The sequence below is a fragment of the Bowmanella yangjiangensis genome (assembly GCF_017255015.1).
In the GTDB taxonomy this organism is placed as follows: Bacteria; Pseudomonadota; Gammaproteobacteria; order Enterobacterales; family Alteromonadaceae; genus Bowmanella; species Bowmanella yangjiangensis.
On record NZ_JAFKCS010000028.1, the window covers coordinates 1 to 26,894 of the forward strand.

The 26,894-nt window shown below is 48.7% G+C and carries 28 protein-coding genes; 10 read left to right on the forward strand and 18 right to left on the reverse strand.

Annotated elements, in window-relative coordinates:
• From J0A65_RS19315 to rluD, 3 genes are all read right to left on the reverse strand, one after another.
• The coding region (locus J0A65_RS19315) for a Clp protease N-terminal domain-containing protein (RefSeq protein ID WP_206595980.1) at positions 1 to 904 on the reverse strand (904 nt) is incomplete at its 3' end.
• A 93-nt stretch (positions 905 to 997) separates the two neighbouring features.
• Positions 998 to 1,711 carry a peptidoglycan editing factor PgeF gene (gene pgeF, locus J0A65_RS19320; RefSeq protein ID WP_206595981.1) on the reverse strand — a complete coding sequence of 238 codons (714 nt, stop codon included), beginning with the start codon at positions 1,709 to 1,711 and terminating at the stop codon, positions 998 to 1,000.
• On the reverse strand, positions 1,712 to 2,686 hold the full coding sequence (gene rluD / locus J0A65_RS19325; protein WP_206595982.1) for a 23S rRNA pseudouridine(1911/1915/1917) synthase RluD: 975 nt from the start codon (positions 2,684 to 2,686) through the stop codon (positions 1,712 to 1,714).
• Between the two features lie 224 nt (positions 2,687 to 2,910).
• On the opposite strand from rluD, the gene J0A65_RS19330 reads away from it, so the two are divergent.
• Complete coding sequence (locus J0A65_RS19330) at positions 2,911 to 3,678, forward strand: outer membrane protein assembly factor BamD (RefSeq protein WP_206595983.1); 768 nt, start codon at positions 2,911 to 2,913, stop codon at positions 3,676 to 3,678.
• Positions 3,679 to 3,702: 24 nt separating this feature from the next.
• Here the strand turns inward: J0A65_RS19330 and J0A65_RS19335 are convergent, their stop codons facing one another.
• The 3 genes from J0A65_RS19335 to J0A65_RS19345 all read right to left on the reverse strand — a co-directional run bounded on the left by J0A65_RS19335 (position 3,703) and on the right by J0A65_RS19345 (position 5,613).
• Positions 3,703 to 4,365: a ChrR family anti-sigma-E factor gene (locus J0A65_RS19335; protein ID WP_206595984.1), complete on the reverse strand. Its 663-nt coding sequence runs from the start codon at positions 4,363 to 4,365 to the stop codon at positions 3,703 to 3,705.
• Positions 4,355 to 4,957 (reverse strand): sigma-70 family RNA polymerase sigma factor, encoded by a 603-nt coding sequence (locus J0A65_RS19340; RefSeq protein WP_206595985.1) that lies wholly within the window; start codon positions 4,955 to 4,957, stop codon positions 4,355 to 4,357. The genes J0A65_RS19335 and J0A65_RS19340 overlap by 11 nt, the downstream gene beginning before the upstream one ends.
• 68 nt (positions 4,958 to 5,025) lie before the next feature.
• Positions 5,026 to 5,613, reverse strand: a complete 588-nt coding sequence (locus tag J0A65_RS19345; RefSeq protein WP_232850054.1) for an LON peptidase substrate-binding domain-containing protein — start codon at positions 5,611 to 5,613, stop codon at positions 5,026 to 5,028.
• Between the two features lie 130 nt (positions 5,614 to 5,743).
• On the opposite strand from J0A65_RS19345, the gene J0A65_RS19350 reads away from it, so the two are divergent.
• From J0A65_RS19350 to J0A65_RS19385, 8 genes are read left to right on the forward strand one after another with little or no spacing between them, the layout of a single operon-like run.
• On the forward strand, positions 5,744 to 6,169 hold the full coding sequence (locus J0A65_RS19350; protein ID WP_206595986.1) for a nuclear transport factor 2 family protein: 426 nt from the start codon (positions 5,744 to 5,746) through the stop codon (positions 6,167 to 6,169).
• Complete coding sequence (locus J0A65_RS19355; protein WP_206595987.1) at positions 6,166 to 6,882, forward strand: SDR family NAD(P)-dependent oxidoreductase; 717 nt, start codon at positions 6,166 to 6,168, stop codon at positions 6,880 to 6,882. Before J0A65_RS19350 ends, J0A65_RS19355 begins: the two co-directional genes overlap by 4 nt.
• Complete coding sequence (locus J0A65_RS19360) at positions 6,879 to 8,141, forward strand: NAD(P)/FAD-dependent oxidoreductase (protein WP_206595988.1); 1,263 nt, start codon at positions 6,879 to 6,881, stop codon at positions 8,139 to 8,141. Before J0A65_RS19355 ends, J0A65_RS19360 begins: the two co-directional genes overlap by 4 nt.
• The gene (locus J0A65_RS19365; protein ID WP_206595990.1) at positions 8,138 to 8,860 is read left to right on the forward strand and encodes a DUF1365 domain-containing protein; all 723 of its coding nucleotides are present in this window, start codon (positions 8,138 to 8,140) and stop codon (positions 8,858 to 8,860) included. The genes J0A65_RS19360 and J0A65_RS19365 overlap by 4 nt, the downstream gene beginning before the upstream one ends.
• Entirely contained in the window at positions 8,860 to 10,116 is a 1,257-nt protein-coding gene (locus tag J0A65_RS19370; protein ID WP_206595991.1) for an SAM-dependent methyltransferase, read from the forward strand. Before J0A65_RS19365 ends, J0A65_RS19370 begins: the two co-directional genes overlap by 1 nt.
• Positions 10,097 to 10,630 (forward strand): DUF2878 domain-containing protein, encoded by a 534-nt coding sequence (locus J0A65_RS19375; protein WP_206595992.1) that lies wholly within the window; start codon positions 10,097 to 10,099, stop codon positions 10,628 to 10,630. The genes J0A65_RS19370 and J0A65_RS19375 overlap by 20 nt, the downstream gene beginning before the upstream one ends.
• Positions 10,617 to 11,120 (forward strand): chalcone isomerase family protein, encoded by a 504-nt coding sequence (locus tag J0A65_RS19380; RefSeq protein ID WP_206595993.1) that lies wholly within the window; start codon positions 10,617 to 10,619, stop codon positions 11,118 to 11,120. The genes J0A65_RS19375 and J0A65_RS19380 overlap by 14 nt, the downstream gene beginning before the upstream one ends.
• Positions 11,117 to 11,659 (forward strand): DUF3833 domain-containing protein, encoded by a 543-nt coding sequence (locus tag J0A65_RS19385; protein WP_206595994.1) that lies wholly within the window; start codon positions 11,117 to 11,119, stop codon positions 11,657 to 11,659. Before J0A65_RS19380 ends, J0A65_RS19385 begins: the two co-directional genes overlap by 4 nt.
• 379 nt (positions 11,660 to 12,038) lie before the next feature.
• Here J0A65_RS19385 and glnB read toward each other — a convergent pair whose 3' ends face one another.
• Positions 12,039 to 12,377 carry a nitrogen regulatory protein P-II gene (glnB, locus tag J0A65_RS19390; protein ID WP_102798264.1) on the reverse strand — a complete coding sequence of 113 codons (339 nt, stop codon included), beginning with the start codon at positions 12,375 to 12,377 and terminating at the stop codon, positions 12,039 to 12,041.
• A gap of 14 nt (positions 12,378 to 12,391) precedes the next feature.
• On the reverse strand, positions 12,392 to 13,228 hold the full coding sequence (gene nadE / locus J0A65_RS19395; RefSeq protein WP_206596014.1) for an ammonia-dependent NAD(+) synthetase: 837 nt from the start codon (positions 13,226 to 13,228) through the stop codon (positions 12,392 to 12,394).
• A gap of 186 nt (positions 13,229 to 13,414) precedes the next feature.
• Between nadE and J0A65_RS19400 the strand changes: the two genes are divergently transcribed.
• Positions 13,415 to 13,987 (forward strand): GspH/FimT family pseudopilin, encoded by a 573-nt coding sequence (locus J0A65_RS19400; protein ID WP_206596015.1) that lies wholly within the window; start codon positions 13,415 to 13,417, stop codon positions 13,985 to 13,987.
• Positions 13,988 to 14,223: 236 nt separating this feature from the next.
• Here the strand turns inward: J0A65_RS19400 and J0A65_RS19405 are convergent, their stop codons facing one another.
• The 10 genes from J0A65_RS19405 to ribF all read right to left on the reverse strand — a co-directional run bounded on the left by J0A65_RS19405 (position 14,224) and on the right by ribF (position 26,859).
• Positions 14,224 to 14,688 (reverse strand): type IV pilin protein, encoded by a 465-nt coding sequence (locus tag J0A65_RS19405; protein WP_206595995.1) that lies wholly within the window; start codon positions 14,686 to 14,688, stop codon positions 14,224 to 14,226.
• Positions 14,675 to 18,745, reverse strand: a complete 4,071-nt coding sequence (locus tag J0A65_RS19410; protein WP_206595996.1) for a PilC/PilY family type IV pilus protein — start codon at positions 18,743 to 18,745, stop codon at positions 14,675 to 14,677. Before J0A65_RS19410 ends, J0A65_RS19405 begins: the two co-directional genes overlap by 14 nt.
• A gap of 14 nt (positions 18,746 to 18,759) precedes the next feature.
• Complete coding sequence (locus J0A65_RS19415) at positions 18,760 to 19,323, reverse strand: PilX N-terminal domain-containing pilus assembly protein (protein WP_206595997.1); 564 nt, start codon at positions 19,321 to 19,323, stop codon at positions 18,760 to 18,762.
• On the reverse strand, positions 19,320 to 20,174 hold the full coding sequence (locus J0A65_RS19420) for a PilW family protein (protein WP_206595998.1): 855 nt from the start codon (positions 20,172 to 20,174) through the stop codon (positions 19,320 to 19,322). The genes J0A65_RS19415 and J0A65_RS19420 overlap by 4 nt, the downstream gene beginning before the upstream one ends.
• Positions 20,171 to 20,815, reverse strand: coding sequence for a type IV pilus modification protein PilV (gene pilV / locus J0A65_RS19425; RefSeq protein ID WP_332874363.1), 645 nt, complete (start codon positions 20,813 to 20,815; stop codon positions 20,171 to 20,173). Before pilV ends, J0A65_RS19420 begins: the two co-directional genes overlap by 4 nt.
• Positions 20,816 to 21,103: 288 nt before the next feature.
• Entirely contained in the window at positions 21,104 to 22,048 is a 945-nt protein-coding gene (ispH, locus tag J0A65_RS19430; RefSeq protein WP_206595999.1) for a 4-hydroxy-3-methylbut-2-enyl diphosphate reductase, read from the reverse strand.
• A gap of 55 nt (positions 22,049 to 22,103) precedes the next feature.
• A complete protein-coding gene (gene fkpB / locus J0A65_RS19435; RefSeq protein ID WP_206596000.1) occupies positions 22,104 to 22,553 on the reverse strand; it encodes an FKBP-type peptidyl-prolyl cis-trans isomerase in 450 nt (149 codons plus the stop codon).
• A complete protein-coding gene (gene lspA / locus J0A65_RS19440; RefSeq protein ID WP_206596001.1) occupies positions 22,546 to 23,043 on the reverse strand; it encodes a signal peptidase II in 498 nt (165 codons plus the stop codon). The genes fkpB and lspA overlap by 8 nt, the downstream gene beginning before the upstream one ends.
• Entirely contained in the window at positions 23,036 to 25,864 is a 2,829-nt protein-coding gene (gene ileS / locus J0A65_RS19445) for an isoleucine--tRNA ligase (protein ID WP_206596002.1), read from the reverse strand. Before ileS ends, lspA begins: the two co-directional genes overlap by 8 nt.
• A 71-nt stretch (positions 25,865 to 25,935) precedes the next feature.
• The gene (ribF, locus tag J0A65_RS19450) at positions 25,936 to 26,859 is read right to left on the reverse strand and encodes a bifunctional riboflavin kinase/FAD synthetase (protein ID WP_206596003.1); all 924 of its coding nucleotides are present in this window, start codon (positions 26,857 to 26,859) and stop codon (positions 25,936 to 25,938) included.
• Positions 26,860 to 26,894 lie beyond the last annotated feature (35 nt).

Sequence of the window (26,894 nt, forward strand, 5' to 3'; positions counted from 1 at the left end):
CTGGCTTAAGCATGTTACCAGCATCCATGGCACCTTCACCTTTACCGGCCCCGACCATGGTATGCAGCTCATCAATAAACAGGATGACCCGGCCTTCTTCTTTGGCCAGTTCATTGAGTACGGCTTTCAAGCGCTCTTCGAACTCACCACGGTATTTAGCACCGGCAACCAGCGCCCCCATATCCAGCGATAAAACCCGCTTATTTTTCAGTCCTTCGGGGACTTCGCCGTTAACAATACGTTGTGCCAGTCCTTCCACTATGGCGGTTTTACCTACCCCAGGCTCACCAATCAACACCGGATTATTTTTGGTCCGGCGCTGCAACACTTGAATAGTGCGGCGAATTTCCTCATCACGACCAATAACAGGATCCAGCTTGCCCTGCTCGGCTCGCTCAGTAAGGTCAGTGGTAAACTTTTCCAAAGCTTGGCGTACGTCCTCGGCATTAGGATCCGTCACCTTCTGGCCGCCTCGCAGCTTCTCAATCGCCTGCTCGATCTTTTGCTCTGTCAGGCCCAAGTGGCGCAGGGTTTCTCCCAGTTTTCCTTTGTCCTGCAAGGCAGCCAGTACAAAGATCTCGGATGTGATGTAATCGTCTTTTCGCTTCTGCGCAATTTTGTCGCATAAATTAAGTAGAACAGCGGAGTCTTTGCCAAGTTGCACGTCGCCACCCACGCCTTGCACTTGCGGCAGGCGCTCAATGATTTCAGATAAGGCAGAACGCAGCGCATTGTTGTTAACGCCGATTTGCTCCATTAACGGACGCACGGAACCGCCCTCCTGATTCAGTAATGCCATCATCAGGTGAGCAGGTTCAATGTATTGATGATCACGGCCCAGTGCCAATGACTGGGCATCAGAAATGGCAAGTTGAAACTTGCTGGTCATTTTATCTAAACGCATGAAATACCCTTCAATTCAGAACCAAGTTGTTCTAGTTATGGGTATCTTTTGCGCAGGATTCAAGGGTGAAGCGAGGGGCTAGGTTGCGCTGGATCAATGATCCTCTAACCAAATAAGGCTGGCCATGCGCCCAGTCTGACCATCACGACGATAGGAAAAAAATTGCTCTGATTGCTGGTAAGTACAGTACTCACCGCCAAAAATCGATATCACGCCTACTCTGGTTAATCTCGCTCTGGCCAGTTGATAGAGATCGGCCAGGAATTTACCTGTGTTGGAGATTGGCCTGAAAGCTTTAATATCTTGTGCAAATGCAGCACAGACCTCTTCACCAACTTCGAAAGCCGACGCCCCAATAGCCGGCCCAAGCCAGACTAAATAATCGTCGGGATTTCCGGGTAATGCCGCCAGGGTATTTTCCAGCACACCGCCCGCCAGTCCCCGCCAACCTGCATGCGCCGCGCCAACCGCCAGTCCCTGTCGATGACAAAACAGCACTGGCAGGCAATCTGCCGTCATCACGGCACAGGTAACCCCGGAATCCAAGGCAATAGACGCATCTGCCGACACATCTTGCTCACTGTAAGCACGCAAGCTATGTACGCGATTACCGTGCACCTGATTAAGCCAGATGATCTGCTCGTTATGGGGTAGTTGGCGGCGATTGGCTAAAACGTCAGCGTCCCTGTCGCCAACATGCAGGCCGAGATTCAAACTGTCGAATGGCGCGCTGCTGATGCCCCCCTGGCGGGTAGTGGATAAAGCCTGAACCCGCTTGTGTGCAGGCCAATCCGGAAGAATAAACACTTAATCCCAGCCTTGGTCGTGAGCTTTGGTATCCGCGCGTAACGTGGTCAGCAAATCAACCATATCTTGCGGCAGCGGCGCCTGCCAGCTTAACCACTCGCCAGTGATAGGGTGAGCCAGCTCAAGCTGTGCGGCATGCAGTGCCTGGCGTTTGAAATCCCGCAACATATCGCGCAACTCTTCACTGGCAGACTTAGGTGGACGTGGACGACCACCGTATAGTGGATCACCAACAATAGGATGATGCAAGTGCGCCATATGCACTCGAATCTGGTGAGTACGACCAGTCTCCAGCTTCAAACGCAAGTGGGTGTGAGCACGAAACTTCTGGATAACCCGGTAATGAGTAACCGCAGGCTTGCCCCCCATCCGAACTGCCATGCTGGTGCGCTTGGTTTCATGGCGGGCGATAGGCTCATCAACCGTACCGCCAGCCACCATAGTGCCGTTGACTACCGCTTCATACTCGCGACTGATTTCACGTGCCTGTAGCTGTTCTACCAAGTTGGTCTGGGCCGGGATAGTTTTCGCGACCACCATTAAGCCAGTGGTATCTTTATCCAGACGATGCACAATACCGGCTCTTGGCACGGCACCTATGTTGGGCACATGATTGAGCAGTGCATTGAGCAAAGTGCCGCTACTGTTGCCTGCGCCAGGGTGCACCACCAGATCTGCCGGTTTATTCAAAACAAGAATGTGCTCGTCTTCGTATTGAATATCCAGCGCCATGGCCTGTGCTTTGTGCTGTTGCTGGACTTCTATGGAGGTCTGAATCAGAACCAGTTCTCCCCCCATCAATTTTTCTCTGGGCTTGTCCCACACTTGTTGGTTAATCTGCACATGCCCGGCGAGAATCCAATCTTTAATACGTGAACGCGAATAATCACTGAACAATTCAGCTAAAGCCTGATCTAAGCGTTTACCAAGTAACGACTCTGGAACTTCAGCGTGTAACTCTAATCTTTCTTGCATCATCAGCTTCGACGGGCAGTTGATTCACTACAAGACAGCCGTCTTCTGTCTTGTGGAACAATGGCTTACATGAAGCCAGTTGGAATTCGACCGGCAATATCATGTGCATAGGCCAACACAGTCGGGTAGAATGCGTCGATATGTTGGGCACTTTTTTTGAAACAGGGTGTCTATTCTAGCGGAATTTTGCACCCGGCAGAATCGCGTAAACGATAATGAGCGTTATGAATACGAGAGTTTTTTCAAAAAGTATATTGATCAGCGCCGCTTTAGTGCTGTCTGCTTGCTCCAGTTCTCCAGAAGAGGAAGACCTGGCGTTAGTCAATCAAGGTCCACAGGCTTTATATGACAAAGCCAAAGAGAGTCTGTCTAACGGCAACTTTAATGGCGCTGCCACAACCTTAAGTGCGTTGGACTCCAGATATCCTTTCGGTCCATTATCTCATCAGGTTCAATTGGATCTGATTTATGCCTACTACAAGACCAGTAATACAGATCAGGCCTTGGCCACTATAGACCGCTTTTTGCGCTTGAACCCCAACCATTCCGATGTTGACTATGTGCAGTATATGCGCGGACTTGTCAATATGGATGCCGATACAAACCTGTTCCAGGATATGATGGGCATCGATCGCTCCGATCGCGATCCCAGCATGGCCCGCGAAGCTTTTAACGATTTCCGCCAACTTCTGGAAAAATATCCAGACAGCAAATATGCCGCTGATTCGCAAAAGCGCATGATGTTTATTAAAGACCGTCTGGCTAAATACGAGTTGGCTATTGCCCGTTACTATATGAAACGACAAGCTTATGTAGCAGCAGCAAACCGCGGCCAGTATGTGCTGGAGTACTTCCCTGACTCCCCTCACCTGCAGGAAGCGTTAGAATTAATGGTAGAGTGTTACGAACAGTTGAATCTGCCGGAGTTAAAGGAAAACACCCTTAAAACCCTGAAACTCAACTTCCCCGATAGCAACTACGCTGATTCTTGAAAAAACGCGCCGATGGCGCGTTTTTTATTTAAAGAACAAATGACTGAATGGATTAAGCAAGCGCGCCAACCCGGAAGTAAAATGAAGCGGCTTATCCAACACGCTGAAAACCAAGCAGCCCTCCTCCGCCTCAGTTTTGGGAGTATGCGTATGGTGGCTGTCACAGCGAATAAAATCACCGGTGTCGTAATGCCCCACCCCATCTGAAAACTCACCATCCAGTACCAAAGTCAACTCGCTTCCTCTGTGCGTATGTTCTGGTACTGTGCCGCCTTTCTCCATATAGATAAAATCGGCCCGACCATCAATTCCAAGATCCACCCTTGCCTGCCACAATTTACCCACCATATGTGACCAGCCGCTGATCTTACCAGCGTAGCGTTGAAGACTTCTTGGCAGCGCAAACTGCCGGCCATCCAACTCCAAATACTGCGTCTCAGCAGGCAATGCAACGGCTACCGGGCTGGCCAGGATTTCGGTCAGCATATTTTGCATTTGCATATCCGGCAGTGCGCTCTGTTCATTGAGTAACTGCTCAGTCAGAGCAGCCTCCAACCCGGCAACCCGCTTTTGACATGCAGCACACATGTCAACGTGTGCCGAAATAATCAGGCTCTGTGCAGGTGCAATAAGCCCTTGAGCAAACAACACCAGTTGCTGGTCTGTGGGGTGTAGCTTAATCTTCATCTGACAACATCTCTTTAAGCCGTTGTAATGCCAACCGTGTGCGGGATTTCACTGTGCCCAGCGGAATCCCCAATGCCTCTGCCACTTCCTGTTGTGATTTACCCTGGATATAGATAGCCTCAATAACCTGCTTTTGTTTATCCGGCAAGGCTTCAAATAGTTGCCCCACTTGCTCCAGCGTTACCTGATGGTCTAACTCTGGCTGTGCAGCATCTGCGGTTTGTTCACACAACACCGGCCACAAATCGTCGGCGCAAATGTCTTCCTTGCGGTGTTGCTGTTTACGAAGCATATCGAAGCGAATGTTTCGCGCAATGGTAAAAATCCACGTGGATGGCGCGCCTTTTTCGGTATCAAACAAATGCGCTTTCTGCCAAACATTGGTCAGGGTTTCCTGAACAAGCTCCATGGCCAGTGCATCATTACCCATTTGTTTTAACGCATAAGAGCGCAATCGAGGCGCAAAATGATGAAACAGCTTGGAGAACGACGCCTGACAGCGCCGAGAGGCAACACGCTGCAGGCAACGAACCATTTCATTGGATATGTCAACTTGGGGCTGTTGATTGTTCAACTCAATTCCGACCAGCATGACTCTACCAGCAACCTTGTAATTTACTTTTCAATTAAATTACTTCTACGTTGCTGCCAGAAAAAAGATCAATGCAATAATTCTGTCAGAAATATCAGCACATTGCGGCAATCTTTTGCAGATAAAAGTGATTGTTTGACAGACGCCTCAACAGGAAGCAGCTCCAGCCATCGGAAAATAACCCACTGAGCATCATGAAATGCTGGTGTGGGATATAGTTCCTGTAAGTCGCTAAAGCGTTCAAACACATCCTGCAGTTTGCTTGTCACCAACTGTAATGCCTGCGGTTCCAGGCTTGCCGTCCAATCCCACGCCTCCTGACGGCAGTAGCTGGCAACTCTCAGCTCATCAGACTCGGTTTCAATATGTTCTATATGCAAGCCCGCCTGACCTTCTACCACAATACCTAATAACCCATCCTGCAAGGCACTAAAGTCGACAATCTTGGCGAGGGTACAGAGAGGAAAAATATGCTGGTTAGTATTTTTGTCCCCTTTAGGATCTAGCATGCAAATTGCGAAATCACGTTGACCCGCGCAAGCTTCCTTTACCATACGCACATAACGGGGTTCAAAGATCCGCAACGACAAACGCCCTCCGGGCAATAAGTGTGCAGACAACGGAAACAGAGCCACAGGCTTTTGTACACCGGCCAAGAGAATCTCCACTTAGCTGTTAACTTTGCAGTTTTATACGTAACCTCTTCATATAAAGATCTATCAGCCGATGCTTTTGATCTTTTTAATTATTTACCCGTACTAATTGCAAAACCTAGTGGTGAGCTTGATGACGCCGTTACAACAAAAACTGCTGGAATTATATCTATCACTCAGCAATGAATCGTTAGTTTCGCTGGCTGAGATCTATAGCGAGCACATTGAGTTTGTCGACCCTGTGGGTTCGCATCAAGGCATAACGCAGCTGAAAAGCTATTTCGCTCATTTGCTTAGCAACTGTATAACCTGCCGGTTTGATATTCACAGCCAGGATCAGAGCGAGCAAAAGCTGTTTATTCGCTGGACCATGCATTATGCCCATCCCATGCTCAGTAGTGGAAAGTTGTTAAGTTTGGATGGAATAAGTGAGCTGCACATTGAAGATGGACTCGTCAGCTTCCAGCGTGACTATTATGACCTGGGAGCCATGATGTATGAGCATGTGCCTCTGCTGGGCAGAGCGATACGCAGGCTGAAACAAAGGCTTAGCTCATGACTAAGATTTTAATTACCGGTGCCAGTTCCGGGATTGGTCAAGCCTTGGCGTTGAAATGTGCGCAAGCAGGGTGGCATGTCATTGCCTGCGGTCGGGATGCCAGTAAGCTGGCAGAACTCGATAAAATCGCGCTCATTTCCATCCTGGCTTTCGATGTCACAAACCCCCAAGAGTGCCAACAGGCTCTGGCACAGATCAAGCCAGATATTGTGGTGCTAAACGCCGGTACGTGCGAATACGTGGATATCGACGACTGGGATCCAGAACTGTTCCGACGGGTTTTCGACGCTAACTTTTTTGGCGTGGTCAATTGTCTCTCAGCCCTGCTCCCCAATCTTAGCCAAGGCTCAACCCTGGCGATTGTAGATAGCCTAGCGCGATTATTACCCTTTACCCGCAGCCAGGCCTATGGTGCAAGTAAAGCGGCAGTGCACTATCTGACCAAAAGCTTACAAACAGACCTAAACTCTCGTGGTGTTCAGGTAAAAAGTATCTCACCCGGCTTTGTCAAAACGCCCCTGACCGACAAAAATGATTTCAGCATGCCTGATTGTATTAGTGCTGAGCAGGCGGCGGAGCACATATTCGAGGGACTCAGGTCGTCCCGGACCAGCATTTATTTTCCCTGGCGTTTTGCATTTATTATCCGGCTGCTGTCCTGTTTACCAGATGGCGCACAGCAATGGTTATGTCAAAGGATGAAAAATCAATGAAGCAACGTATCGCTGTAATAGGCAGTGGCATTTCAGGCTTGGTCTGCGCACATTTGCTGCATCAGGAACACGATTTATGGCTTTACGAAGCAAATGACTATATAGGCGGCCACACCCATACAGTGGATGTCAGTGTCGACGGTGAAAAACAGGCGGTTGATACTGGCTTCATTGTCTTTAATGACTGGACGTATCCAAACTTTATTCGCCTGCTCGACAAATTAAAGGTGGCAAAGCAGCCCACCGAGATGAGTTTCAGTGTACAGAACCGAGCCCAAAACCTTGAGTACAATGGGCATGGTTTAAACAGCTTATTTGCACAACGACGTAACTTATTGCGCCCCAGCTTCTACAAGATGCTCGGGGACATCATTCATTTTAATAAAGCGTGTAAACAGCTACACAGCCAGAATACCGTGCCAGATACGACCCTAGGCGAATTCATCCGCGCACAGGGATTAGGTGAAAACTTTGCGCAGAATTACATTCTCCCCATGTGCGCGGCTATCTGGTCTGCGAGCCTGGAAGACGTAAAAGCCTTTCCCTTACGTTTTTTCCTGCAGTTTTTTAATAACCATGGGCTTTTGAATATTGTGAACCGTCCGCAGTGGTATACCTTGATTGGTGGGTCAAGGAGCTACATTGGCCCCATTACCAGCGGATATCGAGAGCGCATTTTGCTAAGTAGCCCAGTTCAACAGGTTATCAGACAGCCGGACGGCTACCTTATTCAGGCATTAGGGCAGCCCGAGCGCACTGTCGATCAAGTCATTTTTGCCTGTCACAGTGACCAGGCTCTGGCCATGCTGGCAGACGCAACACCAAATCAACAGGAAATACTTAGTGCGATTCGCTACGCACCAAATGATGTAGTGCTACATCTGGATACTGAGCTATTACCCAAGCGAAAAGCGGCCTGGGCAAGTTGGAATTACCGAATCAAAGGGACAGAAGGCGAAGCGCAGCGTCCGGCCTCCGTCACTTACAACATGAATATACTGCAGCGCATGCAAAGCCAACATACATATTGTGTGACCCTGAACAATAGTGCGGATATTCAGTCAGCGAAGATACTGCAACGTTTTAACTACAGTCATCCCCAGTTCAATCATACCAGCCACAAAGCCCAGCAGCGCCGTCAGGAGATTTGCGGACAACAGGGAATACATTTTTGTGGAGCATACTGGTACAACGGTTTTCATGAAGATGGTGTGCGAAGCGCTCTGGATGTGTGTGGACGATTTGGGGTAGGCCTATGAGCCACAGACTGTATACGGGTTTGGTATGGCACAAACGCCATCGTCCCGTTGCACACCAATTCAGTTATGGGCTAAAACTGTTCTGGCTGGATCTACAGAAGCTTGAGCAACTGGAGGGTTATTGGGGGATTTCCAGCAAGCGCTGGTCTGTACTTCGCTTTAAACGGCAAGATTATCTCACCCAACCTCATCGTTGTTTAGCAGAGGTCGCCAAGCAGAAAATGTCCGAACTCGCCGGTAACAGTCTGAATGGCGACGTATATCTACTTGCTCCACTTCGCTGGTTTGGCTTCTATTTCAGTCCGGTTAATTTCTACTATCTGCGTCAAGCAGACGGCAAGTTCAGTCATGTTTTGGCCGAAGTAAGCAACACGCCCTGGAATGAACGGCATTGCTATCTTGTTGACCTCCAACATCAGCAGGAGACTGAAAAAGCCTTTCATGTTTCCCCATTTAATCCCATCGCTATGCGCTATCAATGGCAGTTCAATCAGCCCTCTGATGTCGTCAGGGTCAAAATTGGTTGTGCCACCACCCAGACGGATTTCGAAGCCGGCATTCAAATGCGCGAGAAAAAAATGAACCGACGTGCACTTTTGAACGTAATGCTTAGCACTATGACTTTTAAAACCCTGGTCGCGATATACTGGCAAGCCATCAAAATTTTCCTAAAGGGCAATCCGGTATACGACCATACATCCAGTCACAAGGAGTCTTGATGCAAGCGGGCGAACAACTTATCAATCAAACCGTACAACCGAATTGGCTGACCAAAGTGGCCCGTTCCACTGTATTGAAACTACTGGGACACCTAGCACATGGCGGGTTGGTCATAAAGGAAGAAGGGCGACTGGTCGAGCGATTTGGTGATGGCGCCCATCCACTTCAGGCTGAAATCAATGTTCTCAGTCCGGTGTTCTACACCAGAGTCCTCACAGGGGGTTCTGTGGCGGCCGGGGAAACTTACACAGACGGCATATGGCAAAGCCCAGACCTCACTGTGGTTGTCAGGCTATTTGCAGCCAATATGATGCTACTGGATAAAATCGAACGCAGGATGAGTTGGCTGCGGTTACCAACCGACTGGTTGCACAAATTAGCCACTGCCAACTCGGTTTCCCGCTCCAAAGTGAATATTGCCGCCCACTATGATCTAGGTAATAACCTGTACCGGCATTTTCTGGATCACAGCATGATGTACTCTGCTGCCATATATCCAACCGCCCAGAGCACACTGGCCGAAGCACAGCAGCACAAATTACAAACCATCTGCGAGAAGCTGAATCTCAAGGCTGATGATCATTTACTGGAAATTGGTACAGGTTGGGGGGGACTGGCAATTTTTGCGGCTAAACACTTTGGCTGCAAAGTCACCACTACCACCATTTCTGAAGAACAATACAGCTACACAGCTGCACTTATTAAGCAGCAAGGCTTATCCGACAAAATCACCTTGCTTAAGCAGGACTATCGCAAGCTTAGTGGCAAATTCGACAAGCTGGTATCGATTGAAATGGTTGAAGCAGTAGGTAAAGCTTATCTGACAACCTTTTTTCGCCAGTGCAGCAAGCTGTTGAAAGCCGACGGATTGATGCTACTGCAATCCATTACGATCAGCGAAGCCAGGCTTGCCAGTTACGCAAAAGGCCAGGACTTTATTCAGCGCTATATTTTTCCCGGCGGCTTTCTCCCTTCAGTATCGTTACTCTCGGACGAGATCCGACAGGCAACGGATATGGAAATTAGAGATTGTCAGGACATCGGCCTGCATTACGCAAAAACGCTGCAACATTGGCACCAAGCTCTGCACCAAAACCGGCAGTTGCTAGCCACTTATGGCTATGATGAGCGCTTTATTCGGCTTTGGTCTTTTTACTTCTGTTACTGTGAAGGCGGCTTTTTGCAACGCAGTATCAGTACTGTGCAATTGTTGCTCAGCAAGCCGGAGCATTTGGATGAGATATCGCGCCGCTAATTCCACCAGGCAGACACTGCAGAACCTGCTGTGGTTTCAGGTGTGTTGGTTTACTGCCGTGCTGGGTCAGAACGATTGGGTGTGGTTACTCATGTTGTTGCTAATCGCACACCTGCTGAGCCAGTCACCCAAAATGGGGGACTGGCCTGTGCTGATTAGTTGTGCCGCCATCGGCATATCAACCGACATACTGCTGACGAAACTGGCCTTCTTTGAGTTTTCGCCTTCTCCAGTTCTAGCCATTCCTGTTTGGCTGATGGGGTTATGGCTCGCCTTTGCCGGTACCTTGAGCTATGGATTACGTTGGCTGCAACCTCACACCTTTCTAGCCTCCATGCTCGGTGCGGTATTTGGCCCTCTGAGTTACTACGCTGGTATGCAACTAGGTGCGGTGCAATTTGAACACCGCTTGTTCTTTACCATGCTTGTGTTAGCCCTGGTCTGGGCACTGCTGATGCCACTGTTCTGCTATATAGCATCACACTTTCAGGAGGTAAAAGATGAGACCAATTAAACTATTGGTAGTGCTCTGGCTCACCAGTTTCTCTTTGTTAGCAAGCCCTGTCAGTGAGCTTCAACTAATTGGACAGGCGAAGCTCAAAGTTTGGTTTTGGGATGTCTACGAGTCCGCATTGTATAGCCAAAATGGTGTTTATCAGGCCGGTGATTACCCGCAGGCACTAAGCATTACCTATCTTCGGGATATCAAATCCGCTGACTTAATCAACGCAACCCGAGAGCAGTGGCAACGTCAGGGACTTTGGTCAGAGCAAGCGCAGGATTGGTTAGACCAGCTCACCGCAATATGGCCTGACATTCGTCGTGGTGACACTCTGGTTCTGAAAGTATCACAAGAGGGGGTCAGCCATTTTTACTTTAACAACGCCGCCATCGGTCAGATAGAGCCTCCCGCCTTCGCTAACGCCTTTCTCGCGATTTGGTTATCCAATGATACCGAATATCCGGAGCTGCGAGCACAACTGACAGGAGAGAATACACCATGAAACACACCTTTGTGCTGATGCTTAGCCTAACCTTAATGTCCTGTACTTCATCACTTAAGGACCACAGCATTAGCTCTCCTCCTTTTGATTTGCAGACCTACTTTGACGGAAAAATCACGGCCAGAGGCATTGTTCAGGACTATAGCAACAAACTCACCAGACAGTTTTGTGTGGATATAGATGCCAGTTGGCAAGAAAATCAAGGAAGGCTGCACGAGACATTTTACTTCTCAGATGGTGAAACTCAGGTAAGAGTGTGGCAGCTACAAATACACCCTGATGGTCAGGTAACAGGTACTGCTGATGATGTTGTAGGCCTCGCTTCTGGAAGCGCAACAGGCAACGCCTTTAATTGGCAATATGTACTCACAGTTCCCATTGACGACACAAGTTATGATTTCTTTATCGATGACTGGATGTATCAGCTTGACGATCATCACCTTATGAATCGCTCATACATGAAAAAGTTTGGCGTCACTCTTGCTGAGATAACGTTGTTCTTTAGCAAGGCACCTGTAAATGTCCCTTGCGAGCCCTAGTATGGCGCATCTTAATAAGCCAAGCATTGTCTGTTCCTTTCAACTACAACCCAGCGTCGCTCGATCCGCCTATCTCTAGCTAGGTCATTGCCCGGTATCTTGCTGAATAACTTCAGGAAACTTTCCTTTAGCAAATTGATACAAGGCCGCTTGGCTGTTAATGTCTGCATCGCCAACCGCGGCGTTATGGAAGGTGATGCACATTGCCATACATGACAAGGTCGCATAGTCTCAGACGTTATTCGCATTGCATAAGGAAGTAAGCATGACAGCGCGAAAAGGGTTATCCCTGGTATATCTATGAGTACGATATCACCGGCATCCACTTTCGTTAAAAAAAGGGCTGGTATCAGCCCTTTTTTTTCGAAACACAGGAAAGCTAGACCGCGTCTTCGTTTTCTTCTCCGGTTCGAATACGAATCACCCGCTCGACATCATAAACAAATATTTTACCGTCGCCGATCTTGCCGGTTTGCGCTGTCTGCATTATTGCTTCAATCGCCCGTTCTGCTTGTTCATCCGGCAATACCAGGTCAATTTTTATCTTAGGTAAAAAATCAACCTGATATTCAGCGCCTCGATAAAGTTCGGTATGACCTTTCTGACGACCGAAACCTTTTACTTCAGTAACCGTCATGCCCGTCACTCCCACTTCAGCCAGCGCCTCCCTTACATCATCCATTTTGAAGGGTTTGATTATCGCTTCAATTTTCTTCATCAGCAGTCACCTGTTCAATCAGCATCGTAAATTGTTGGAATGGGGCGGCGTTTATGTTGCGTGCGCTGGTAAATGTACACTAACTTTTCAGAAACACTCGCCGGGACAGCCCGCCCTTCTAAAAAGTCATCAATCTGATCATAAGTGAGCCCCAGCGCAGCTTCATCGGCCTTTTGTGGACTCAGACTTTCCAAATCGGCGGTCGGTGCTTTATCAATCACCTTACTTGGTGCGCCCAGCGTTCTGGCAACCAAACGCACCTGGCGTTTGTTAAGTCCAAACAAAGGAGCCAAATCGCAAGCTCCGTCGCCCCATTTGGTGTAAAAACCGGTAATATTCTCCGCCGAGTGATCAGTGCCTAAGACCAGCGCATCCATCATGCCAGCAATCTCATACTGCACCACCATACGCACTCTGGCTTTGACATTACCTCGAACAAAATCCTGCTTCCCTAAATCGGCTGGCAACAAACCCTGGGCCGCCAGGGCGACTGAGGTTTCTTGATGGACGGCATCTGCTCCTGGTTGCACATTTACCGTCAGGGATACACTGGGCTTAATGAACTCAATACTATCCTGAGCATCTACCTCATCAGCCTGAGTGGCATAGGGTAAACGCACCGCAACAAAGCGATAGTGCTCATGATGTTCGTCATTTAATTCATCTACCGCAATTTGCGCTAAACGGCCTAACGTACAAGAGTCTATGCCGCCACTGATACCCAGTACTAAGGTATCCAAGCCAGATTGACGAAGATGGGATTTAATGAAGTTTACCCTGCGTGTGATTTCAAACGCGGGATCAATTTCGGGTAACACCCGCATTTCCGCTAATATCGACTTTACGTCCATTAACCTGCTCATTTGGTTTTTCCGCTATCATAAGAAAAAAACATACAACTTGCTCGTGTTTATACGGCCAACTGTTAGTCTGCTAGCCAAACCAACCGAATTGATAAATAACTAACACATAGCCTGCATACCCAAAACTGCATGGAAATCGTTATGCTAGATAAATACAGCTTCCGAGTTAGCGCAATGAAAAGGCAAAACAAGCTCCACTCTTTATATTCTCAGCAAGGACTAACCTTGCTCGAACTTATGATTACCTTGTCTATCGTTGGTATTCTTCTGACGCTGGTTGCGCCGAACGTTAGAGACATACTTATCCGCAACAATGTTACCTCTCAGGTAAATGAAATCAGCGGCATTGTTCAATTTGCTCGCAGTAATGCTATCGATGAGCAAAATACCGCCATCATCTGTCCCACTCCGGATTTTTCCAACTGCAGTACCAATTGGGACCAAGCTAAAATGGTATTCAATGATCTGGATGGCAATGGTAATCGCAGCGAAGACGAAGAGTTGCTTGCCGCAACAAGTCTTCCGCCCAAGAGTATGACCGTAACAGGGCCTGGGATCACGGTACGTTTTAATGGCAATGGCACTGTATCTACCCCAGCAACCATTAAAATCTGTCATCAGGATGGTGAAGCTAAATTTGCCAGGGCACTATTTATCAGCTTGCAGGGCCGCGTGAGGTTGAGCGAGGATACGGACAATAATGGTATTCATGAAGATAGTGCGGGCAATTCACTGAGCTGTATCTAAAGGGAGGGGGTGATGTTGCTTATCTACAACGCTGCCTAAGAGTATATCTGCATCAGAGTCTAGGGTTTGTTCGGATGACAATCACAAAAATTACCGGAACATTCAAACATACTATCCTTTAAGCACCCACTTGCCTTGATTAGCTTCGGAATGACATTTCATCAGACACTAGAAAGGCGCATAAAGCGCCATTCTAGTGTCTACAACCTTTTACGACTTCCGTCGTCGAATTAGCCTCAGCAACGCCAGCAATATTCACTTGCCGAAATACTACCGCCATTGTCTTTATCCCATGCCTTTCGGCCATCGCTGTAATAAAACAGTGCACCATCACCAGCCTGGTTTGTTCCGGATACGGGCGTTGCCTTTAAAACAAAGTTACTACCACTGGCATTTACCACATCGATGGTTAACGAATATCTCTTGTTTGTCACAGGTTCCGACGAGGGGGAGTGAGCATGAAAAATGGCGGGGCTACCGGTATCAGCTCCACCGGTCGCCGCACCTTTATACGAAAAGTTTGCCGCACGGTGACGTTCCATGGCACCGGCCAGTGCCATCAAATCCGCCTGTGCAGCACTTCGGTAACTACTAATGGTGTAATTGATGTATGAAGGGTACGCCACCGCCGCGATGATGCCGACAATAGCGACCACGATCATCAGCTCAACCAGGGTGTATCCCTTATTATTCTCTTTCATGTTCCGTTTTCCAATATCCACGTTGTACGCGTTCGAAGCGGCCATATATGTTCTCTGCCAAACATTCGAATGCCGAGCCACAAGGTTGGTTTTCATCAATAACCGCTGATGTACACTCAGTGCCCAGACACACCACAGGTTTAACAATATCCTCTATCAAGATCTTAGTATCTGGTGCAATACCCGTTTGTTTCAAATCGGCATGGCGGTCAACATGCTCTTTGTCACCATTATTATTAAAGTCTTTCACCGCATTACCATTGATCAACTCAACCAGGTAAGCGCGACTATTTCCCGTCGGTGGAGCACATACACTCTGGCTGATTGAAGCAGGTAAGTAAGTCGTAAAGAACAACTTGTAATTCAAAATTAGAGGCGATGCCAAAACTTTTTCGCCACCCGAGCCGAGGCGAATAAACCACCCTTGTTTTTCTGCAAAAGCCGCCGCCTCCAACTCTCGTTGAGCGGTGTTGGACGATGTAAGCAAGTGATCCGTTGCATCATACAAATCCGCCGTCGTAATTGGCGTCGCAGGTAGTCCGTAGTTCCCCTCAATGTCCAGGGTAAATACACCTTTGTCTTTGATCATATACATATTGTCCTGAATCTGAGTATTCAGGGGGTGAGCCCGATATCCGGAACCCAGGGCGACAGCGTAGTAATGTTCGTTGGCCAAACTAATCTCAGATACATCGGGACCATAATAAAATCTTCGGTTGTCTGCTGCGCTGCCATCAGAAGCGAAGCTTGCCAGTTGCGCGCCGGTAACAAAGTCGCTGCCGCTTTGACCATTATGAATATCCAGTCGGAAAAGCTGCCCCCCCGTATCTACCACGTACATGTGATCAGCATAACCATCATTTTCCCGGTCGATGACCGAGATTCTGGCTGGAATACTGTATTGCATGGCAGAAAGATTGAGATCCGCGTTGTCACTGCTGGCAGACCACAGCAATGCGCCGGTATCTGCGTCAACCATATACACTGCATTACCAACTACATCAGGACTACGCAGCACTTTGTTGTCCTGCTCAACATCGTAGCCTCCGCCAAAAATCAGTACGGTTTTGCTGGTTCCTCCCATATTCACTTTGGTTACTGTTGGGCGTGACCAACTTTGCCCTAACTTTTCAAAACCTGGGCTGCCCCCTTCAATTTTAAACAGCAACGACGGCGCAGTTTTAGTTGAGACATCAAAGGCATAGTAATTACGTCCGCCACGGCGCATCCCCACATAAAGCAGTTTTCGATTATCTTCATGCTGGCGCAGCACCAAGTCACCATCCAAGCCATAAATATGGCTGAATGTGGAATTGTCCTCGTAGAAGTCATACAGATTGCTCATCAGTTCCTTGGGTGTCACAGCAAAATTTTCAACGCCGGTTTCGGCATCAAAGGAATGCAAGAACCCTTGGTTTGTCGCCACCAGAATCGCAGCATCCGTATTGGAATAATTGATAATCACTGGTTGAGAGTGAATAGGATCACCCATCTGCAAACGGATGTCTGTGGTATCGCCATCTGCATCAACATCAAGCACATCTACGCCACGAGTCCATTTCATAACAGAATCACGCAGAGCATCTTGTTGCGCGCTGACCGGGATCCCTAAATCAGCAGGCACAATGCTAGTGTTGTTTTCATGTAGTTGATTAGCTGAGGTGGTAATAGTCCCGGTGCCACTAAAGAAATAGACATTGCGCGGCAAATTCATGCGACTCGCCGCCCCCCCTTCCCGCACATCATTACCATCCGCTAACGTTGACCAATAGCTATGCGAGTTGTCATGGAAGAAGCCGGTACTGTCGTCTACCGCATCCTGGCCCTGACTATCCAGAATGACGTCACCACTGATCTTGTACTTCTTAAGGTTACCAGGCCAGATCGTACCCTCGGCAGGTTTAAATAACGCGAAATACAATTCGTCTTTGTGAGTTAAACGGTTTAGCTGGTTAACCGCAACGCCAGGTGAAACAAAGGTCGCATTCACATCTTTCACTGTCTTCAAGATACTCTGGAATGCCTCAACCAGATTTTCTGAACTATCCGCGGTATAGAAACCTCCACCACCATTTATAGCTAACTGATTCAAATAGTTATTTGCCGTGGCATTGGCAGCAAAACCTATGGTGTGAGTGACTATTTTAGTGCCAATAACTGAATCTGCGGACTTGGAAATATTCTTAACCAAATCGATACCACAGGTCTCGCCGGCACTGTATCCAGCCTCACAAGTTTTGTTCAGTAAGGCTTGCAATTTGCTTACGCTGTGGTTGCTATTCGCTTCGCCATCTGACAACAGCACAATATGGTTGTTGGTTTGGCACTGCATGTCTGTGATAGGTGAAATGTAAGTTGCCGGGGAAGGAATATATTCATTGATACAGTCATAACCAGACAAATCATCTGAGTTACAGCCCACAGGTAAAACCGAATCTGCTCCTATGTAGGACATCCTATGACTAACTCGGGTTGAACGGCGCACACTGCTTGAAACATTGGAATTACCTCGGCTCAATCCATAATCAACACCATTGCCACCGTAATAATTAACGGCCTCATATAGGGTGTCCACAATAGGGGTATAGCCATTGGCGCTTAGCTCATCGACTTTATTGAGTAAATGCTCACGAACGGTTGAAGCAGTTTCAGGCGTCGCATTACCTTGATATTTAACAATCAAACGCGGTGCTTCTGAAGGTTTCCCCTTGTAACTGAATGCGGCACGTTCGCCATTAAAATCAGAGGCAATAAACACCATAGCATTGCCTGGCTGCCAGCCACTGCGGTTCACGATCTGCTGTACTATGCTAACCAGTGATGGGCTCTGATAAACTTGGTTTTTACTCCAATTCGGTACATCAGACCACAACACACTGCTGGTTTTAGCCATATTCCTGACCATATAGCGGTAGTGAGGATTAAAATCGGGGGCATCATCCATATTGGCCGCCGATATTCTGAATGATGCGGGTTCCCAGCGTTTCTGGGCCCCGGTAAACTCCAGGTACGCTTCCTTAACAACGGCGCCTTGTGGTAAGGACACGTTCTCAAAACGCATACCGATATAGCGGTTGTAATCATTGTCAAAAGTCAGCTCTGTCCCTGTAGCATCATAGCCATCAGACCGTTCCTCAACGTTGTCCGAGTTGCTATTAACCTGGAATGTATGTTCGCCTGCCACACAGCCAGTGGCCGTGGTTTGGTCATAAGCCAATACCAACTGAGCGGACAAGCCACTCCCCTCTTCAAAGCCTTTTATCAATCTTGTACTTGCGGCGCCTGTACCTTGCCCGGTGATGATAATGCTTAAGCTGTTGCCGCCACACCAACCACTCTGATCAACAATCTCCTGAATAACAGGACTGATGTCGGGTGTATTCACCAACTCGCCACTGATGGGCCAGTCGTTATCAACCGTCCAATCCACCGATGCTGTTGTTCTGCTACGCAAGGAAATATTGTTCGAGGTGGAGGTATAAGTCGGTGAGTCCGCGATGGATTCCCCCTGGAAACTTATGGCTACTGAGGCCGTATTAAGCTGTGCAGAAGTAAAACGCAAAAACGCGGAGGTGATCACAGCACCTTGCGGAACAGATACATCAGTAAATCTTAATCCGGTAACGAGCTTGTCGGTACCTTCAGCCAATTTGACGGTCGTGCTGTTTAAAGTTACAACCCCGTTACGTTCATAAGCATCATCACCAGGCTGGGAGATAGAGGTAACAAACTCAGGCTCTACCGGTTCATCAATCCCTCTCACCGGGTACAATACAGGTCCACCATAGTCTGAAAACCGCATTAACCCGGCATTAATATTGGTTACAGACTGCAGCACGGTTTTCAGACCCTGTTGTACGCGAGCCATCCTAGATGTGTAGCCGCCATCTTTATCGGTCATACTACCTGAGGTATCCATGATAAAGAGTACATTTGGACGGTAGCTGACCTGACTACTACCCGTACCAAGATAGATTTCAAGATCATCGCCAAACGCAGACATACTTATCATGGCTGACATCAGCGCACTGAATACGGTTAAGCCGAACTTGTTCATGGGCTACGCCTCCATTACTGTTCTGACGGTGCAAACACCGCTGCTTTGAGGGTATTTGCAATAGCAAAGGATTGGCCATCAACCCGGCCACAACCTTTTACCAGAAAGACATGACAACTGATATTGCTGCCGCCGATAACATTACTCGACCCTAAACAGGCCTCCTGACCAACGTAAGCCGTCCTGGACCAACTGTCAGTAGCAGGCTGATCGGTATAATGGCCCACAGCCTGGTGGACAGTACCTGTGGATAAGCCGGTAGAGGTCAACTGGCGATTGGTCCAGTTAAGGCCATCAAAACAGCTGAGTTCCTGATTAGCTAAATCGATCTGATTGCCTTGCCTGGCTTCGGATATAGGATCCACCAGCGCGGCGTCGTTAAGCACAACGGGATCTTCTGCCTCAAATACTACGCCGGCGATAGCGGCTTCCGCGGCGTCAAACGCAACGAGTTGCTTCTCCATAGACACCGCCATTTTGTTCTGCATCAAACTGCTGCTGACAGCTGACACACCTAAAATGGTCAAACTCATAAGTACCAATAGGGCCAGAACCAGCACTAAACCTTGCTGTCTCATATCTTTCTACTTCGCATGTGGTTTTTGACATTTCGAAGAGAAATGGTCGACTCAAACTTCTTGAACAACCGCTTCTCTGCTGGAGTAACAGGATCTTCGTTTAACAACTTAAAACTCGGAGTGGGCTCAATGAGTACCTCACCATCGCCCTTCACCAGTACGGCAATACGAATGGCAACAATACCCGCATTGCGTAATCGCATTGCTGGCAGTTGGTCAGCCGTCACGTAAGTTACAGGTTTGCCGGAGTAGTTACTGGATACCTGATGATCGGCAATGCCATATTGCACCTGAAAGCTCTGCACCTGGTCCAGCAAGGTAAAAGCGGCATCACCATTATTCCCCACCGCAATACGTTGCCCGCGCAAAACCCGGCCATCAAATCCGCGGCACTTAAGGCTGTCGCCGTCAAGAAAGTACTCATTCACCACAAAGAATTCTTCATTCTCTGCATAGCCAAGTTTGTAGCCTCGACAATCACGGGTTCCCTGAAAAGCCACCACTAAGGTATCACTGGCACCATTTATACCTTGTTCAGAACCAAGGGCAGGTCTATTAACAAAATCACCAGCCAGAATCACCGGGCGATTTTTCAGAAATGCACTTTCATCCACAATGTCGACAATTCGGCTCAAATTGGGAGAGTTAGGGTCGTACAAACCAGCCATCATTAAATCACCGCGCATACGACCGATAAAGAATCGTCCCCCTTCCTGTGCGGAAGCAATAGCGCGATTCAAACGTTCAGTCACCTGATTCGATACCATCACCTGGACAATAGCGCCGGAGATAAGCAGCCCCAGCACCAGAGTAATCATCAGTTCAACCAGGCTAAATCCTCTTTGCTTCATAAGGTAACATCCAACACTACACAATCCTGCGGCTCAGCACTGCCACTTGGGTTGCATGTCGCATTTAGCTTTCTATCAATGTTTTGCCAATTTTCAGCAGGCCAACTGATCATAATTCGGTGTAACGAACCGGCACTACAAGCATCAGCATCTGCGGCATCATTGTCGGTACAGGTTAATGAAATTTTTGCCGCAGGATTCGTACCGGCTAGAGAACAGGAGACTTCATAGGCATCAAAGGTGGCAAACTCGGCGGCTGTACAGTTACCATTACTACAATCAGGTACAGCAGCGGGCACTTCAAGGCAGTAGCAGTTATAGGTATTACCACTGGCACAAGCGCCTAAATTATTGAAGTTATAAATATTATTAGCAAAATAACTATTATCAACCACCATACTACTGTCAGTGGGTGACACATCAGCACTGGCCCGCAATCGCTCTGCCAGCTGTTGAGTGATGATCACAGCCTGAGAGCGATTCATCGCATCAGCATTAGAGAATGAGCCGATAAATTGCAGGGATGCCACGCCCAGTAAACCAATGGACAAAATAAACAGGGTGACCAGGATTTCAATCATCCCGACCCCGAGTTGTTTAACCGGCACTATGTGTTCAGCACGTCTGACTAGAACCTCCACACGGCCCCCTTCGTATTGCACATGAATTATCCAACATTATCTTGTTCTGGACGCCATTTCAGCTTAGTACAAGGTACTGCATATACTTGGCGTTTTGGTTATGTTCGCTTGGCGATGGGTATGAGAATCAGATAAGTATAAAACAGTAGATGAGAGAAAAAACACGGGCTGGTTTTTCCTTCTTCTTGGCTGAGTTGACTTGTAGTAAAGGGTTAAACCGTATCAGCCGGAATAAAATCAGGCGCCACTCGGCGCCTGAAACTCATGTATAAGTATAGAGGTGAATACTTAGGATATCTCTCTAACTCTAAGTTCTTTAGGTACGGCGAATTCTATATTTTCCAGACGCCCTGGTGTTTCAATAACACTATTGGCCCCCCGCTCCTTCAGACGATTCACCACACCTTGGACCAGCACTTCAGGCGCAGAAGCACCGGCGGTTACACCAATATGCTGGGCGTCAGCAAGCCACTCGGCCTGAATACAGTCAGCATTCGCAATTAAGTAGGCCTTCGCGCCCATCTTATCAGCCAGTTCCCGCAGGCGATTTGAGTTAGAACTATTCTGTGCACCGACCACCAGCAGCACATCACAACGTCCGGCTAATTCCCTGACCGCATCCTGGCGATTCTGGGTGGCATAACAGATATCATCCTTACGAGGCCCTTCGATAGCCGGAAACCTCAGACGCAAAGCATCAATCACATCGGCCGTATCATCAACAGATAAGGTGGTCTGGCTACAGTAATGCAACTGGCTGGGGTTCTTCACTTGTAATGCCGCAACATCGTCGACGGATTCCACAAGGTAGATCCCACCGTTGGGGTTGTCATACTGCCCCATAGTACCTTCCACCTCAGGGTGCCCCTGGTGACCAATCAAAATACATTCGATGCCTTTATGACTGGCACGGGTCACTTCCATATGTACTTTCGTTACTAGAGGACAAGTTGCATCAAACACTTTCAACCCACGTTGTTCAGCTTCTTTGCGAACGGCCTGAGATACACCATGAGCAGAAAAAATCACTATGCTGTCGTCCGGCACTTCGTGCAGTTCATCCACAAACATCGCACCACGTTCGCGCAGACCGTCCACCACAAACTTGTTATGTACCACTTCATGGCGCACATAAATGGGCGGCTCAAAAATTTCCAGCGCGCGCTCCACTATGGTAATGGCCCGATCTACTCCGGCACAAAAGCCTCTGGGATTGGCTAGATGAATTTGCATCGTTCTTTCTCTCTACAATAGTGCAATAAGCAAAATTAATCGCTGTGCTATCAGCTTAACCAGCAACACTGGCGATCTGGATAATCTCTACATCAAAAATCACCGTCTGACCTGCCAGTGGATGATTAAAGTCCACCGTTACCGAATCCCCAGCGACATCACGAATAATTCCAGGAATTTCAATACCACCAGGTTGTGTAAAGGCAATGATCATACCAGGCGTAGGCGGCGTATCCGCGCCAAACTTATTGCGATCCATATGATGGATGTTGTCCGGATTGGGCATCCCGAAAGCATCTTCGGGTGCCAGGGTGAAGGCTTTACGCTCACCGACTTTCATACCCATAAGGCAGGCTTCAAAGCTGGCTGTCAAACTGCCATCACCAATGCGTAACTTAGCCGGTTTATTGTGCACTCTGGTGCTGTCAGCGGCGGAACCGTCCTCGAGCTTAAGATCAAAGTGCAACACTACTTCACTGTCAGCGCTCACTATCGCATCACTCATCTGACTTTACTCCGTTATTGCGAAACGCATCCACAATCAACAACGCGGCACCAACACAAATGGCGCTGTCGGCAATGTTGAACGCCGGCCAGTGCCAGTTGCCAACATAGAAGTCGAGAAAGTCTACAACATAGCCATGCACTAAACGGTCAATCAGGTTACCCAATGCGCCGCCTAGAATCAGGGCAAAGGCGCAAGGTAACATCACCTGAGTTTTCTTGCTTTGTCTGAGCCAATGCAAAATCAGCAGGCTGACTGTGACCGCAATGGCGGTGAAAAACCAGCGTTGCCAACCTCCCGCGCTACTCAAGAAACTGAATGCTGCACCGTAATTGTGTACGTAGGTCAGATTAAAGAACGGCATCAGCGGGATGGACTGATACAATTGCATCGCATCCAACACCGCCAACTTGGTTACCTGGTCTAGCAAAATAACCACTATGCTTAGCCACAGAAAACGCAGCCCGGTATTTTTAAACATATCAAGCATAGTGGCGCTGCTCACCTTCACCATCTACGTTTTCAATACAGCGGCCACACAGCTCTTCATGACCTTCATGGCTACCTACATCCTCGCGGTGATGCCAGCAGCGCACGCATTTCTGACCACCTGCCTTTTGTATTTCAACCCACAAACCATGTACTTCGGTATCTTCCAACTGTTCAGGACGTGCATCCACCGCCTCAACTCGGGCGGCAGAGGTGATAAGTACAAATCGTAGCTCATCTTCCAGGCTTGCTAATTGTCCTGCCAAAGCCGGTTGACAATACAACACTACATCGGCTTCCAAAGAGCCACCAATCTGACCTTGTCGACGGGCGTCTTCCAACGCTTTATTCACGGCGTCTTTGACACTCAGAACCTGTTGCCAGAAGCTGTCGCCATGCTGCTGTTCGATCTGCATGTTGTCCAGCTCGCTGTACCAACTCTCGGTAAAGACGTACTTAACCCGTTCTCCCGGCATGGCCTGCCAGATTTCCTGGGCAGTAAAGCTCATAATTGGCGCCATCCAACGTACCAAGGCCTCGGCAATATGATACATGGCACTTTGACAAGAGCGGCGTGCAATACCGTCAGCCTTAGCGGTGTATTGCCTGTCTTTGATAACATCCAGATAAAAACTACCCAGCTCAATAGAGCAGAACTGCATCAGTTTTTGTACCACCACCAGGAAGTCATAGCGGTTATAAGCCGCCACGATTTCTTCCTGCACGGCTTTGGCCCGGCTAACCATCCAGCGATCCAGTGCCACCATATCTTCTACCGGCACTAAATCTGTGACCGGATTAAAGCCGTTCAGGTTAGCCAACAAGAAACGAGCGGTGTTACGAATACGACGATATGCATCAGCAGAGCGCTTGAGAATTTCATCAGACACCGCTATTTCTGAACGATAGTCGGTGGAGGCCACCCACAAACGCAGGATATCGGCCCCCAGCTTATTCATCACATCTTGCGGGGAAATCGTATTTCCCAGCGACTTGGACATTTTCTTGCCATGGGCATCAACGGTGAAGCCATGGGTCAACACCTGCTTGTATGGTGCGTGTCCTTTGGCGGCTACCGAAGTCATCAGAGAAGACATAAACCAACCGCGGTGTTGATCTGAACCTTCCAGATACAAGTCTGCACCAGCGGGGATATCATCCCGTCTGTCCACCACAAAGTAGTGAGTCACACCTGAGTCAAACCAGACATCCAGCGTGTCTTTTACCTTCACGTAAGTCTCGGCATCTGCGCCTAACAGCTCGGCGGCATCCAAATCCCACCAAGCCTGAATGCCTTTTTGTTCAACAGCTCTCGCGACTTGCTCTAACAGCGCCTGGCTGTTGGGATGCAGCTCTCCGCTATCCTTATGCACAAACAATGGAATGGGTACGCCCCAGGTACGCTGGCGAGAAATACACCAGTCAGGACGACCTTCCACCATTTTTTCAATACGGCTTTGCCCCCAATCAGGAATCCACTGGGTGTTGGCGATTTCTTTTAGAGAATTCGTACGCAGGCCATTCTTATCCATGCTGATAAACCACTGCGGAGTAGCACGGAAGATAATCGGCGTTTTATGGCGCCAGCAATGCGGATAACTGTGCTCATAAGCATGATGATGCAGAAGACAGCCTTTTTCTTTAAGCACTTCAACTACATGGTCATTGGCCTTGAAGACATGCTCACCGGCAAACAATGGCGTATCTTCCAGATAAACGCCATTGGCACCAACCGGATTAGCCACTTCCAAGCCATAGCCGCGGCCGACATTGAAGTCGTCCACACCATGGCCTGGTGCGGTATGCACACAGCCGGTACCTGATTCTGTCGTGACGTGGTCACCCAAAATAACCGGCACATCGAAATCATAGAAGGGATGCTGAACACGCAGGTTTTCCAGCGCAGCCCCTTTGCAATAACCCAGCGCATGATAATGGCTGGCACCAAACCTATCCAAACAGGCATCCATCAGTTCAGCCGCAACAATCAAGCGCTGTTTACCTTGTTCGGTCTGGGCCTGAACCAACACGTATTCCAGCTTCGGGCTAACGGCCACCGCGCGGTTTGCAGGCAAGGTCCATGGGGTCGTGGTCCAGATAACCACAGATACTGGCCCTTCTCCCACATGATTTTCCGGATGCGCAAAAGCGGCAACCATAGCGGCTTCATCGACCGCGCGAAAAGCAACATCGATAGAAGGCGATTTTTTGTCCTTGTACTCCACTTCCGCTTCGGCCAGCGCTGACCCACAGTCGGTACACCAGTGCACAGGCTTAAAGCCTTTCTCCAGATGGCCCTTGTCAATGATCGCCCCTAAAGCTCGGATAATGTCAGCCTCGGACTGAAAATCCATGGTCTTGTATGGCTTATCCCATTCACCCAACACACCTAAACGAATAAAGTCTTTCTTCTGCCCGGCGATTTGCTTCTCTGCGTACTCTCGGCAATGCTGGCGGAATTCAGCTTCACTGACTTTCTTACCGGGTTTGCCAATTTTCTTTTCAACCTGCAGCTCAATAGGCAGACCATGGCAATCCCAACCCGGCACATATGGCGAGTCGAAGTCAGACAAGGTTTTTGACTTAACAATAATATCTTTGAGGATCTTGTTTACCGCATGACCAATGTGAATGTCGCCGTTGGCATAAGGAGGGCCGTCATGCAAAATGAACGGCTTGTTGCCCGCTTTGGCGGCACGTATCTTGTGATACAGCCCATCTTCCGTCCACTGCTTCAGCATTTCTGGCTCGCGTTGCGCCAGGTTGCCACGCATAGGAAACTCGGTTTCCGGCAAATTCAAGGTATGTTTGTAATCGCTCATCGATCCTCAATTCCACTATAAGAACAGGCGCATCGCGCTGTTGGCATTACGCCGTTTGGGGCAAGTCGCCCTTAAGCCAAGAGTAATTCCCTGGCCTTGTCGGCATCCTGCCTGATTTGTTGTTGCAACGCCTCTAACGAGGCAAATTTCATTTCGTTCCGGATCTTTGCTACCGGCACAACTTCGATACGCTTCCCGTATAGCGCACCGGTAAACTCGAACACATGCACTTCAAGTTGGCTACGCTGGCCATTCACCGTGGGTCTGTTACCGATGTTAGCCACCCCATCGTATGTTTGTCCGTTAAGATTCACTCGCACGGCAAACACCCCAGCCAAGGGTGCTTTACACCTATTTAACAATACATTAGCGGTAGGAAAGCCCAAGGTGCGGCCTTTCTTATCACCATGCACCACTTTACCTGAGATACTAAACGGTCTGCCCAGCATCGCCTCGACTCGGCTAAATTCAGACAGCGCCAGAGCGCTTCGCACTTCGGTCGAACTGATACGGCAGTCCTCCAGGCGAAAGCTACGAGTACTGACCACGTCAAAGTCGCAGCGGCGTCCTTCTTCTTGCAGCATGGTAAAATCGCCCAAACGCGCCTTACCAAAGCGAAAGTCATCGCCAACCACAAGAAACCGAATACCTAACTGTCTGACCAACAGTTCTTCAATAAAGTAACAGGCCGACATTTGTGAAAATGCACGGTCAAAGCGAATGCATAGTAACCGGTCGACACCCAACAAACGCAATTGTTCGTACTTGTCTCGCAGACGACTGATTCTGGCCGGTGCGTGCTCAGGACTGAATACTTCTTCAGGCTGAGGCTCAAACACCATCACGGTTGCGGGCAATTGCATGGCTCTGGCCTTTTCGATCAGGCTACGCAGCACCGCTTGATGGCCTAAATGCACACCGTCAAACTTGCCAATGGTCAGCACACACCCTTTATGTTTATCGCGGATGTTATGCAGGCCACGAATCAATTCCACCAGCTACCCCTTGTTGGTTGCGGCTTTCGCCCGTG